The 13,883-nt window shown below is 56.1% G+C and carries 7 protein-coding genes; 2 read left to right on the forward strand and 5 right to left on the reverse strand.

The window, feature by feature from the left end; translation table 11 throughout:
- Positions 1–44 precede the first annotated feature (44 nt).
- Entirely contained in the window at positions 45–326 is a 282-nt protein-coding gene (locus AC1DK3_RS20925; protein WP_477194168.1) for a hypothetical protein, read from the reverse strand.
- Positions 327–860: 534 nt separating this feature from the next.
- On the opposite strand from AC1DK3_RS20925, the gene AC1DK3_RS20930 reads away from it, so the two are divergent.
- Positions 861–3,101 (forward strand): polysaccharide pyruvyl transferase family protein, encoded by a 2,241-nt coding sequence (locus AC1DK3_RS20930; protein ID WP_477194169.1) that lies wholly within the window; start codon positions 861–863, stop codon positions 3,099–3,101.
- Positions 3,102–3,119: 18 nt separating this feature from the next.
- The gene (locus AC1DK3_RS20935) at positions 3,120–5,321 is read left to right on the forward strand and encodes a hypothetical protein (RefSeq protein ID WP_477194170.1); all 2,202 of its coding nucleotides are present in this window, start codon (positions 3,120–3,122) and stop codon (positions 5,319–5,321) included.
- 66 nt (positions 5,322–5,387) lie between these two features.
- Here AC1DK3_RS20935 and AC1DK3_RS20940 read toward each other — a convergent pair whose 3' ends face one another.
- The 4 genes from AC1DK3_RS20940 to AC1DK3_RS20955 form a co-directional block, all read right to left on the reverse strand.
- A complete protein-coding gene (locus tag AC1DK3_RS20940; RefSeq protein WP_477194171.1) occupies positions 5,388–8,372 on the reverse strand; it encodes a N,N-dimethylformamidase beta subunit family domain-containing protein in 2,985 nt (994 codons plus the stop codon).
- A gap of 201 nt (positions 8,373–8,573) precedes the next feature.
- Positions 8,574–10,379: an HlyD family type I secretion periplasmic adaptor subunit gene (locus tag AC1DK3_RS20945; protein WP_477194172.1), complete on the reverse strand. Its 1,806-nt coding sequence runs from the start codon at positions 10,377–10,379 to the stop codon at positions 8,574–8,576.
- Positions 10,380–12,518: a type I secretion system permease/ATPase gene (locus AC1DK3_RS20950; protein WP_477194213.1), complete on the reverse strand. Its 2,139-nt coding sequence runs from the start codon at positions 12,516–12,518 to the stop codon at positions 10,380–10,382.
- 634 nt (positions 12,519–13,152) lie between these two features.
- Positions 13,153–13,866 carry a hypothetical protein gene (locus tag AC1DK3_RS20955; RefSeq protein ID WP_477194173.1) on the reverse strand — a complete coding sequence of 238 codons (714 nt, stop codon included), beginning with the start codon at positions 13,864–13,866 and terminating at the stop codon, positions 13,153–13,155.
- Positions 13,867–13,883: the final 17 nt, after the last annotated feature.

The following is a 13,883-nucleotide window of genomic DNA, read 5'->3' on the forward strand; positions in this document are numbered from 1 at the left end:
TCAGTCTGTTTGGCGGAAAGATCAGACCGGCAAGTGATCCAATTCTACTCACCGACGGCAGCCCGAGCGAGCATCTTGATCGCGTCGTCCTGCGTTCGAGCGTCCCTCGAAAGCGCGTGCATGACGTCGATCCAAGATAACTCGATCCAACCGCCAAACTTTCGCTTCGCTGCAAAAACCTGACCGGTGTCTTTCCGCCTCACGAGCGCGAGTCTTCTCTCCGCGGGATCAACGTCTTCCCACAGAAGGACAGAGCACCATCTCGAGCCACCGGCGCACTCGACCACAACTTCGCCGTTACCCTCCACAATTCGAGGTTCGCTCATCTTCCGTTCCTCCACTCAGGGCTCGCAGTGAACTCAACGCCTGGCGATAAATCTCGGATCGCACACAAACCCTGCGCTCAAGCGGTTTGAACTCGATTTCAGAATTCGCGGCAGCCGAGACGCTCAGCATGTTCCGCGGATATTCAAGCCTCCGACCATAAGGGTCTTTTGTGGATAACCATATCGCGACCGTCTGATTAAACCAGATGGCAACTGTTCGACCCGGCCCGCGCCGTGCTGTGATTGTCAGCATTCATCTCTCCCGGCACTGCATTTTCAGCCACCCCTGACTTTTAGTTCACGTCCATTTTTGTTTCATCAGGCGCCGATATTGGGAGCCGCACATGCGTCACAGAACAAGAATTCATTGGCACGCGACGATCCGCACATCTCACATGGCGGCTTTGGCCTTTTCCTGGCTCTCAATCGCGATCTGAAAGAAACGCGATCTCCAGTCGTCGCTCAAACCTTACCCGACAATTTCGTTTTTCAACGTTCTACGGAGCTCGGCTCCAAGAGAATCCTTTGCAAGATATGAAACAAATTCTCTTCGAAGTTCCGGGCTCGGTCCAGCAACGAGCGCTTTTGCTCGGCCATTTTTCAACGGTCGGAGACATTCAATGCCTTGAGTTTGTAAAGCGCTGTCTTGCGAACGCTGGACTACGCTACGACGTCTCGGCCTTTGGAGCCGACGTTCGCAGCGAGCTTACGGGTTCCATCAGTCCGGCAATGGCAGAGCCGCGTTCTTATACTCATCTCGTCATCGTTTGCGGTCCCTGCTGGCCTGGGCTGCTCCAGAACCACAATTTCGATATCGACCAATACGGGCACTGCAAACGCATTGGCGTCAATCTGACGATGGTGGAACCGCTCGCCAAGTGGAACCCATTCGACCTATTGCTCGAGCGCGACTCCGATGTCGCTACGAGGCCGGACCTCACCTTTATGGTCGGTACGGAAAAGGTTCCTGTGCTGGGCCGCTGTCTTATCAAGAGCCAGCATGAGTACGGTGCGAGGCAGAGACACGGCAAAGTCATCGACGGCATAAACGATTTAATCGAACGGCACGGATTGCCGGTTTTCGATGTCGATACGCGGTGGCCGAAAGCGTCCAACGCGGGCGGCATTGCATCGGCTGAAGGCGTCAGCGCGCTCATCGGCGTTGTCGATACGTTGATTACAAATCGATTGCACGGACTTGTATTCGCACTTCGAAACGGCGTTCCTGTCATTGCTGTCGACTCTGTTGCAGGCGGCGACAAAGTCACCGCGCAGGCTCGGGCCCTTGAATGGCCGGTGTGCTTGCAAGCTGATGAAGCAACGCCGGAAGCGATGGATGCGGCGTTGAACTGGTGTCTAACGGCCGATGCTCGTGCTGCAGTGGTGCACTCACGGGAACGGGCTCTGCGCCTTCTAGACGGCATCGAACTTCAAATTTCAGAGATGCTCGCGCCAGTCAATCATCCGATGACCATCGGCTCAGATGAGATCGCCTGTTCGCGAACATTAGGTCATTTTCCCGTCCGATCGCCAGTTCCAGAAAAGCCAACATTTGCGAAACCGAAGTTCAAAGCAYTTGGCGCCGGTGACATCGTAAAACAGAGTTGGATCGAGCCGAAACAACCGCAGATCACCAGTAGCGTCGCGGACAAACCCACGGCGGACCGACGTTCTCTACTTCGCGAACTCGTTGGACTTGTAGGCAAACCGGAGCCTACAGAACCAGCCGAAGAGAATGAAAATAAGCGCGAGACGGCTAGCCCCCGGCAACTGTCTTCAGAAATAGAATTCGATGCCGATGGCGACTGTCGCTACGCCCAGAATGACCGGGGCTTCGTGCGCGTCGCCCATATCTTTCATCAGAATTGGCACGGGATACGTTCCGCCGCCGGCGTGCAGCCGGGTCACAAAGTGGCGATCCCTTTGCAGCGCCCCCTCAGCAAGGGCGATTTGATGAAACTCGTTTTGCAGCTTGAAGAATGGGGCATCCAGAAAGCTGTATTTCATGGCTTCTCAGACGCAGCCGAGCGCGCCCTCCGGACGGTGCGTGCAGCTGGGATCGAATGCTACCTCGTCTGGCACGGAAATCTGAGCCAACTTGCGTGGAAGCCCGAAGCTCAATTTTTCGAGCGCGCCATGATGGTCTGCCGGCACGGCATCGTCCGGCGCGTGCACATGATGAAGTCCGGCATGGGAATGGTGTTCCCGCGGAGCTACGAACCAATGCTCCTCAACCGCCCGCCGGTAACCAACCGGCGCCGGCTCGTTCCAGCCTTTAGCGGAAACCGCAAGATCGCTCTGGTGCCGGCATTTCCCGACATCCGCAAGAACTTGCACTCCAGTCTCCTCGGCGCTGCGTTATCGAGCTCGATTCAGGAAATTCTCCACTACGGAAAAATTCTTGGGACGATGCCCGAGACTGCGAGATGCAAACGGGTGCCGTACGCGGGTCATGACAACCACATCACGCTCCTGCACGACGTCGACGTTAGCGTAAATGTAACGACGATCGATTGCCATCCCATGGTCGATATGGAAGCGCTCGGCGCAGGTGCGATGGTGCTTTCGGGCCCGCTATTTCTCGACGCGCTCACAGAGCATCCGTTTACGGCGCTCAGCGCTATCGCAAACCCCTTCAATGTGCGAGAAATCGGAAAGCGCCTCGATTACCTGAGCTCGATGAACAATCCAGAGCTGCAGGCAATCATTTCAGATTACGCACGGGAAATTACTCGCGTCTCAAGAAAGCGTTACGCTGAATTTCTCAACCTTTAATTTTCAAGAGATCGCCTTATGGCCATTCGCATCTGCATTGCAACGTTCGAACTGAAGTATTTTACATCCGGCGGCATTGGAGTTCTGGTTCATAATCTTCTCAAGACTTACGGCGGCGATCCCGGTATTGAATTTTCGATTCTCTGGTACGGCGAGAAGGCGTTGAGCGAGGGATTGTTCCGCCGCGTCCACCCGGCATGTAAATTCTTCGACGCCAGGGAGTGGACCTCTCGAGGGTCCGCCGAGGATATCAGCTATCCGCCCGCCGACGCTTTCATGTTGGCCCGTCACGGCCAATCCGCCGAACTGATGAAAGCGCTTCGTGCCATCGAACAACACTCAGGGCCGTTCGATGTGATCGAATTTCCTGACTTTGGCGGCGCGGCACTTGCAACGTTGCAGGAAAAGTTGATGGGTCGTGCCTTCGCGCGCTCAACGATCGCCGTACGAATCCACAGCACCGAAGCTGTTCTACGCAGCCGCGACCACCGGCCAGCGCATTGTGGAAATTTGGTGATTGCCGATATCGAGCGGAAAGCGCTTTCCGACGCCGACATCGTTATTGGTCACCTTCAACCGATCATCGACGATGTCGCTTCGCATTTCGGCTTTAACGAAGCATGGAAGCAAAAGGCAATCGTTGAAACGCCGCCGGTGCTGTTGGAATCCGACGAACGCAAAGAGAGCGCCAAATTCACCGAGAACACCCCCCTCGTATTCACCAGCAAGATTCAGTGGGTGAAACGAGCGCACGTATTCATTAATGCCGCCGTCGGCTTCATGGAGTCCACCCCGGAATATCAAGGCGACGCATTGTTACTGGCACACATCGTCAACGACGAACTGTACCGCCATTGTGAAAACTTGATTCCGGACCATCTCAAAGCGCGCATCAAGGTTCTAGACAATCTGCATAACGCCATCCGGGAAGAAACCATTTCCAATTCAGTCGCGATATTCCCCGCAGCCTATGAGAGCTTCTGTCTTGCCGCGTATGAAGCAAATCTCCTCGATGCCCTCGTCATTCTCAACAGCGGCAATCCTGCGTTCGGCCCTAAGACGCCTTGGGTGAATGGAACCAGTTGCGAGAAGTTCGATGGTACTGCCCACGATCTTGTCGGCTTACTTCAAGATATGTGGTCACGCCGCCAGGGACTGAAACATGAGCGGGTAGCATTGGAGCCCGCTTCCGCGCCGTATTGGATGAATACCGCGATAAGCAGATCATCCCGGCCGTCCGACGCTGAGCCGAAGCGGCTCTCGATCATCGTTGCGACAAGCGATGAGTATGGCAATCCGATGGATACGATCTATTCGGCACTTCAAGTGGAAGGACTGAACGTCGAAGTTATCTTCGCATGTGATCGCCTCCCATCGGCGCCCGAACGAGCCGCGGTCTTTGAACGTCTGAGGGCGTCGTCGCTCGTTTCCGACGGGACGGTCAAAATCGTGGAGCTCGGCTTTCGAGGCGGCCTTGCGGCACTATGCAATCTGGGGCTCCGCAGCGCTAAAAATGACATCGTTGCATTTTGCAGAGCCGGTACGTCGATCGATGCTGCGTTTCTGGTTGATGCCGTAGAGGCCCTGAATTCGCAACCCGATTTTGACTTCGTGATTCCGCAACTGATTTTCGAGAAGCTGCCGTCGGAACCGGAGGTTCTGTATCCTGATAGAGTTCGTTTAGGAGAGGCTCTTAATACCGGGGTGGTGGCTAATCTCTTCGGTACCATCGAAATGGTGGGACGACGCGCAGCGATCGAATCCATCGGCTTCGATGAGACTCTGGACCGAAACGTGGATTGGGATTTCCATATGCGAGCCTGCGCGAGCGGGCATCGCTATATCGTAAGCAATCGGATTGAAGCTCGCGTCGAGCTATTCCCGGATGCGACGCCCATAAGCTTCAGAAGTCATATCGATGCGGTTCTCGCCAAACACGAGATGTACTCGGCCGGCGGAAAGGTAACGCTTGCGGCCGCACTCGATGCGACGGACTTGAGCTACAAAGCTTGGAAAGGAGCAGGCGAAAATGATGGAGCTGAGCCCGATGTTTCGGGGCTAAATTCCGTGCTGATCTCTCGACGGCCAATCTCCTATTACTTCCACGAGCGAAGGCCTTGGTGGAAGATTGCGCTCAAAAATCCAAACAAGCCTGTGCGGTGGCTGCTGCTGCGGGAAATGCAAGCGCGCGTGCGAAATCGACCGCAGCGGGGCAATTGAGACATCACAGGGCTTAGGGCCGCCGGATACGAAGCGGGCAGCCCATGACCCGATTGAGCGGCACGGTTATACGCGGCTAACGATTTGCGTAGTCGACGTACTGCTCACAACAATGCTGTCAACGCCCGTCCCGTTGACATCCGCGACACCACGGAAATTCTGGGCCTGCGTGTACCCTTCGTTAGACCCGTAAGCATGCCAGCTATCGCTGATCGCAAACGTGACATGTCCCGTCGTGGGGTCCGCAGTCGGCCGCGCAACAAAAGTATAATCCGCACCGAAGCCGATGATATCGACCTCACCCTTGTTGTAAATGTCGCCTAACACGCGCGTGTTGACCTCTGCGCTCCACCCTTGCTGCGTACCGAAGTTTGCCATGGCAAGGTAGGCTGCGCCGAACGCACCGCTTCCGTCGGCATTTGCCTGCTGACCGAGAGATACCCAAACACCGGCGTCGCCGAAAGCAACGACGTCAAGGCGTCCGTCTCCGTTGATGTCGGCGAGAATGCGATCCGACGATGATGTATCCCACCCCTGGTCTCGCCCGAAATCGATATTCGTGCCGGTAGAGCCCTTTTGTATGGCACCGAGCGAGTAAACCTGTGACCCGGCCGTCGCACCGGCTGTAAGCTGGCCGTAAGCATATTCCAGACCGGTGGGGCCCATTCCGACGAAATCAGCAATTCCGTCGTTGTTCAAATCGATCATATTGCCTCGGTAGTCTCGGAACGTTTGGATATCCAACGTGCTGTCCCATCCCGAAGCGCCGCCGAGCGTTTGCGAACCCGCTGCGATGTAGCTTGCCGACGGCGTCGCCGTTGGATTGAATGCCTGTTGTCCAACCCAAAGACCAGAAACCCCAAACCCCAAAATTGAGGCGTAGGCGTCGGTAGTGGAGAGGAAGGCGACATCCACGCCGTATGTCTGCGTCCACCCTTGAGCAAGCCCGAAGTTATTAAAGACCTTCGACGTCGTTGCCGCGCCCGAACCAGTAACAGAAGCGTAATGAAACCCGTCCGCGCCGACGGCCCAAAGCGTATCGAAGTGATCGGTCGGAGAACTCGAGAGGTTTCCGACAAAGTCGATTCCGCGCTGGTTCGCCGCCGTGTAGCCTTGAGCGACTGTGAAGTCATTGGCCAAGGCTGTGAGACTCGACGAGAAGCTTGCGCCGCCGTTGTATTGCGAGGCGTCCCCAAGTGAGGCCGTAGCATAAACAGTTGAAGTACCGAATCCGATGAGATCGGCGCGGCCGTCGCCATTGAAATCAGCAAGCGTGCGCATTGTGCCCACGGTTGCCCATCCCTGCGACACGCCGAAATTGCCGTATAAATCCGTAATCTGGAAATTGGGGCTGAGCAGTGGATGCGCAAGATTGGCAGCATCGTCCACCGAGCGCGCCAGGATAGTATAGGAACCCGTCGCCGAGGGTGTCCACGCATAGGTCCAACTGACATTCGCAGCAGCCGCTGCAAAACTGGCTTCATGCCAAGTATTGCCGCCGTCGGTCGATACTTCTACGCCCGCAACGACACCACCACCCTGGTCGGTTGCCGTGCCGGTGATTGTTGCCAGCTGCCCCGCAACGAACTGCGCAGCAGTGTTCGTTGATATGACCGTCGTCGGCGGCAGAAAGTCTGTCGATTGCGAGGCCAAGGCCAAGCTCGAATCCAGAGATTGCGGCTGAATTCCCTCTTGAGCCAGAAGATTGACCATCGCCTGCTGAAAGGCCGGATCGGCTGGAGCATCCGTTGGCGACCCGTCCGGCCCGGGCGTATGCAAGGACGAGAGGGACCAAGTCCACATGATGCTTCCTGCGGCAAATACGAGAGCGCCGCTGGGTGCGCGATACATGGTCAAATTGTGGGTGGCCGTCCCCGTGATCAATCCCGTGAGTACGTAGGCATTGCTCAGCGCGTCGGTCGTCACCGTAGTGGAGGACAGAGGCACGAGACCCGCGGGACTAAACCCGTTGTTCGCCACCTCGCTTGATGTGGCATTGACGTCCCATTCGTATCCCAGGTAGTCGCTTTGACTTGTGTACGTTTGCCCAGGTTGGAGATCAGCGATCGCAGTGTTTTTCCAGATGTTCAGTTGAGCATACTTGTAAGGCACAGTGATTGGATTGAGCGGTGTGTTGTGGTCCCAATCCACGTAGTACATCTGACCGGAAAGTCCGTTCTCGGGAATAAGCCCGCCAGCGGGATCGCGGGTCGCACCCGTCCATACGCCGTCGGGATTCTGCAATCCGGTGGCTGACGTCTTATAGGTCACAAGCGTGCGATTGGGATCTCCACTTCCGTCAATGCTCGGAAGAAGCTCCGTCGTCCAATAGCTTTCGTTACCGCTCCAAAAATTGAGACTGACACCCGCATCGCGTGCCGCCCGGACGTTGTTCTGCTGCTGTACAGTCCAATATTCATCATGGCCGACTGACAAAAATGCCTTGTGGTTGAGCAGGAGGCTGCCATTCGTCGCCGTATCGATGCCGGATTGATAGCTGACGTCGTAACCGTTCTTCTCGAGGAAATAAATCGCCGGCAGTTCCTCTCCGAAAACGAAGTCCCAAGGACCTGACGCTGTGGTGTCGTCGGGCCCAGCGGGCGTTTGAATCGGCCGGTTGTAGCTTATGTTCTGTGCCGTATCGGTGTAGAAGCTGCCTCCACCCCAGGCATTGTAAGCTTGCCAGGTCGAATCCGACGTTTGGAAGATGATGTCGGAGGTGCTCGCATTATTCGTCACAACGAACGGAATGATATTTTCGCCGTCCGTTCCGTCCAGTCTGGTCAATTTAGCAATGTAGACGCCGGAAGTCGCATTGGTTGGGACATTCCATGAATCCGTGACGCTCCAGTTGCCGGCGTCAATATTGCCGGTCGTCGGGTCGGTCAATGGCGCCGGCTGATTTACGGCCGAAGCCGCCTGATGCACCATCGACGTCACGAGGGTGGCCCCATCACCGCCATAGTACCCAAGGCGATAGATGTCGATCCGATAATCGTTGGAGTCGGTGTTGATTTTGAAATCAACGGTACTCCCCAAATTCGTGCTCATTGAGGTGGTGAACCCCTCGATACTCGAGCTTGCAGCACCCGGCTGAAGCATCCATTCGCTTTGGGGAGCTCCAGGCTTCTGATTCTCAAGTACAATTGCATTCGACATGACACACCTTTGAATCTCAAAAAAAATCCGACTACCGAGCTATGATTTTTTATTCCAAATCTTTCTATTCAATCATATTCCGAATTAATTCCATCAGCGTTCCTGCAACGAAGCAGATTGAATTTCGCGAAGCGGAGACAACACGTAGTCGATAGCCCGGCGCTGCCCCGTCTTGACCTCGGCGCTCACCGACATCCCGGGACGCAGCCGAACCTTCTCTCCATCGACATCGATCGTTTCTTGCGAGATGGTTATTCTTGCCGGAAACGCGAGCGTTTCGGCTGTCGCGGCATTGGCTGAAGTGGGTGCCCCTTGCGGCCGCGTCAGGCTCGCGGCGTCGCTTAGATTCGCAGCCGTTTTCTGATCGACGCCATCATGCGAGATGGTGGTGACGGTGCCGTCGAGCGTCCCATATCGCGTGAATGGAAACGCATCGATCTTGATCGTCACGGGTTGCCCCACCTTCACGAAGCCGATGTCGCGATTTAGGATCATGGCTTCGATTTCGATTGGAGCATCATCCGGCACAATCGTCATGAGCGATTGCCCGCTCGACACAACCTGTCCAACCGTCGTCACGGAAAGTTGCTGAACCATTCCGTCGATGGGTGCCGTTAGCCTCGTCTGCGTCTCTTTCACGGTCGCTTTGATAAGATCCTGCACCAGCCCGTCACGCTTGCGCTGAGCCTCAGCGAGCTTGCCGGCTTGCTCTGCAATGAATTGCGCAATGGCTTCGTCGATTTTGGCCTTGGCAGAATTCTTGGCCGCCTCGACCTCGATGAGTTCACCCTGATCGCTTGCGAGATTTGTTTTTTCCCGCTCATATTCCTGCAACGCATCAAGGACCCTTGCGCGGTATCCCCCGCTCTGAGAGTCGATCTCATTTCGAACGTCCACGCGCTCCTTCAACACGGCGAGCAAACTGTTCCGCGCGGCGACGGTCATCGTCGTGTGATCGTAACGCGCAACCGCCTCTCTCAACTGCGCTTCAAGGCTGTCGCGTGTTGAAACCAAGTGAGCGACCTCGGCCGCGAGGACGTGTTCTTCCCGCTTGCGCAGGACGTCGCCGACGCTCTCGTCAAAAGGAATAGGCCGCAACGAGAGAGCGTCGCTGCGCGCTATTGCGACGGCGACCTCGCGCCGCGCGACTTCTGCTCGCGTGGCCTGAAGCTCCAATGCTTGCGCCGTTCTATCCGCTGTCGTCTCGGTCGGATCGAGCTCGACGAGAAGATCGCCAGCCTTGACGTGACTGCCGTTTTCAACGTGCATCGCGATGACTTTACCCGGCAACAACGGCTGAACGATTTTTGAGCCGCCTCTGGGCTGAATTTTTCCACTCGCCGTCGCATAAATATCGAGATGGCCGAAATACGACCACGCCAGCACGGACGAAAAGCCGAGACAAACGAACCAGAGCAAAGCGACGACGATGGGCGACGGCGGAGTTTCAACAAGCTCGAGTGCCGCTGGCAGAAACTCTCGGTGTGCCGCCTCCATTCGCTGGCGCGCGGCCGCGGAGGGGACAATGGCGCGGTCTTTGAGAGCGGGCCGGGAACCAACGTTGGAGAGGAACCGCGCAATCGCGCCGCCTGAGCCGCTGAACGGATTGCGCGACGCCAAGAAAAGTATTCCAAAGAAAAGAGCGACCGCCACCGGAACCGAAACGAGCAGCTCGACGAACGCCAACACCAATGGCTCCCCATTGAGCACGTCAGCCGTGCTGCGAGCCGATGCCACGACAGTGGACGGAACGTCCATCCACCAGCCCATAACGGATGGGTATGGCGAGCGCCCGCCCCAAGCGCCACCTGCGAAATGTAAGAAGAGTTGGTGGGTAATACCGAGGGTGCCGGCGAACAACGACAAGCACCCGATCCAGCGGACAGTGCGCGTTTTCACTTAAGCCTCCATCGCAGAAAACTGAAGTTTATGAAGGGTCGCGTAGGCGCCGCCGACGCACTTGCGAAGTTCAATGGGCGAGCCGTCCTCGACAATGCAGCCTTCTTTGACAACGATAATTCGTTCGCAGCACTGCACCGCCGCCAGGCGATGTGCGATGACGATGACCGTGCGCCCCTTCGTCATTTCGCGCATATTCGCCCGAATGATCTGCTCACTCTCGTAGTCGAGCGCGCTCGTCGCTTCATCGAGGATCAGGATGCGTGGCTGAGTGACCAAGGCTCGCGCAATCGCGATGCGCTGCCGCTGCCCTCCGGACAGGTTGGCACCGCGTTCCTCGATCAATGTGTCGTAGCCAAGAGGAAGCTTCGAAATGAATTCGTCGGCGCCCGCGAGCTTCGCCGCCGACATGATCGCACTGCGCGGCAACGCCGGATTGGCAAGCGCGATGTTGTCGTGGATCGAACGGTTGAACAAAAGGTTTTCTTGCAGGACGACCCCGATCTGGCGCCGTAGCCAGCTCGTGTCGACGTGTCCGATATCGATGCCGTCTAAGAAAATCTGCCCGCGCTCGGGACGGTATAGCCTCTGAACCAGCTTCGTCAGTGTAGACTTTCCTGATCCCGAAGGACCCACGATCCCGATGACTTGGCCCTCCGGGATTTCAATATTGATATCCCTCAGCACATCGCTGCTGTCGGGCGAATAGCGGAAACTGACGTCGCTGAACTTGATGGCGCCCCGCAACGGCGCGAGGCTCGCGCACGCCTGAGGTTTGTTCTCCACGGGACTTCTCAGAATATCGCCGAGCCGGTCGACCGAAATATGAACCTGCTGGAAGTCTTGCCAAAGTTGCGACAGCCGAAGTATCGGCGCAATGGCCTGATTCATGATCATCGTGAACGCAACCAACGCGCCGATGCTCATCTCACCGTTCATCACTGCGCGCGCACCGAATAGAATGACAAAGGCAGTCGTCGCCTTTCCCACATACTGGATCGCGTTCTGGCCGAGGTTGCTTAAAGTGACGGCCTTGAATGATGTGCGCACATAGGAAGCAAGCTTCTCTTCCCACTCATTGCCCAAGGTGGGCTCGATCGCCGCCGCCTTGAGCGTCTGCATGCCGACGATGGATTCGACCAGAAACTGCTGGCTGGCTGCGCCGCAGTTGAAGCGCTCGTCGATCCGCTGCCGCAATATGGGCCTGACCACGACGGCGATCGCCACGTAGAAGGGGATCGACGCCAATACGATTGTTGCAAGCAGCGCCGAATAGCAAAACAGGACCGAAATAAAAATAACAGCAAACAGCGAGTCGATAATTGACGACAGCCCTTGGCCCGTGAGGAACGACCGTATCGTCTCGAGTTCCCTGATGCGAGCAACAGTCTGGCCCGTCGGGCGCGTTTCGAAATATGAGAGCGGTAGGCGCAGTAGATGATCGAACAACCGCGCTCCAAGCTCGACATCAATCCGGCTTGTCGTGTGGTTGAGAGCGTAGGAGCGCAAATATTGTAGCGTGACGTCGAACGCACCTAGCAGAATAAGACCGCCAACAATAACAAACAGCGTGGACTCGCCTTTGTAGGGGAGCACCTTGTCGATGATCACCTGAAAAAACAAAGGTGTGATCAACGCAAACAGCTGAATGAATAAGGAAGCTGCCAGCACATGAGAGAGCGGACGGCGATACCGCCAGATCGACGCGAGAAACCAGCGATAATTGAACGCCGCTGGGCTTATACCAGCGCCGGCCAAGCGACGACGCAGAAGGATGATCTCACCCGCCCAGCATTCGGCCAGAGCGGCCGAGTCTGCTACCTTCGCTGCACGCGTGACTGGGGATACGAGCCGGTACCGCCCGTCGGGAAGCCGATTGGAAAGAACGATATACTGGCCGTCATTCAGCCGCAAAACCGCCGGCAGAGGCACGGCATTCAGGCGGTCGATATTCTGATGCTTCAGAATTTTCGACTTCAGTCCGATTTTTTGAGCGCCCCGGACGATGTCCTCGCTACCGCAATGCTTCCCGTAAATGCCAAGCAAATGGGCGATTTGCTCGGGCTGAGCCGCTATCCTGTAATGCGCGGCTATCGCTGCCAGCGCCCAAAATCCGCTCGCCGACGAGGACGGCACCATTGAATTTGCAGCATTGGCTCCCGCTTCATCGCGGTTGAGGTAGGCAACATTGGCTGAAGTCTTCGCATGGGCATTCGCCTTCGGCGCGGCCGCCCCCTCCTTCCCCAGATCGCGTTCCCCTGGGAGGCCACCAGCCCCCGCTGATACACTCAACATGGAATGCCCCCTTAAATTAAAAAAAACCGGCTTTTTCTAGCTTAGGTCTCAAAGGCAAATGCCCTCGGCACCGCCCAATTTTCCAATGAATGCAACAAAACTCGTACGTTCGCGCCGGCCATTACCGCCGCGCAGAAGTACCGATGGACAGATCTACTTATTCGAGAACGGCAACCTGAGAGGCTGCGAAATCACGAAATCGACTGACAATTATCCCTGCGAGAATATGTGAACTGAAATCCGGGGTTGCTGTGAATTCAATCAACCGCGGAAGGCGGCTTTACACTCATCAATATTTGTCGACACATTAAATTGCGATGATTGTTTTATCCAGCAGGCGTGAAAGAAGGATTAATGTTGATTCAATATTCGAACATTCTCCAGCAGGCCGCCGTTCGACTGCACGAAGATGCAATTCCATTTGCGCATTTGTTTTTCAGAATTCGGCGAACGCCCCCGGTCGCCGGCCAACGTCTTTTTATCCGGCGCGGAATCCGCTGACATAATCGCCGAAGAAAGCCAGCTCGCTATAGGCCAAGTCGCCAAGCCGTGGGGCCCTCTGCCCTTTGAAAAACTTCGGCTTGTTATCCATGAAATGCCCTGTCAATCCCTTGATGGGGCCATTGCAATCAATCGCCAGAAGCGGGATGCCGCGCTTGAGAAGATGCCGGCCGATTGGCCCCGCGTATTTGATGATGTCGGAAGGCCGTCGGCAGTAGATCAACTGCGCATAGGAAACATATTGCCTTCGCCTCAGGAATACGAACGGAAGTGCCATATCACCCGTTTCGCACACCAGACTGATGCATCCGTAATTGCTGTGATCGGCCAACAACGCAACATCTGCGGGCAAAAGCCTTGAGCCCTCCGACTTGTAATCGGCATAATCCCAGATGTGCGCAGCTCCGCGAGAGGGACTCGCCGCCGCAACGGTTAAGAAATGTCCTCTGCAATAAGGCGCGAACCCCAGATGATCGAGGACAGGACGCGTGCCGGCACCGGGTGTTGGATTAAAATAAATGACGTCGTTGAATTTGGCTGCTTGTCGCGCCAAGCGGAAGCCTTGGCCACGAAATCCCGACTCCACATACCAACTTGACGTGCTGCAACGAACCTCAACACGCCGCTCGACGGGGACAGCGGTGAAAATTGTGAAAATGCTGCCGACGACACGGCCTTTGCTTTCCAGCATCCATCCAAATCTTGGAA

It is taken from the genome of Hyphomicrobium sp. 01T421 (assembly GCF_056398805.1).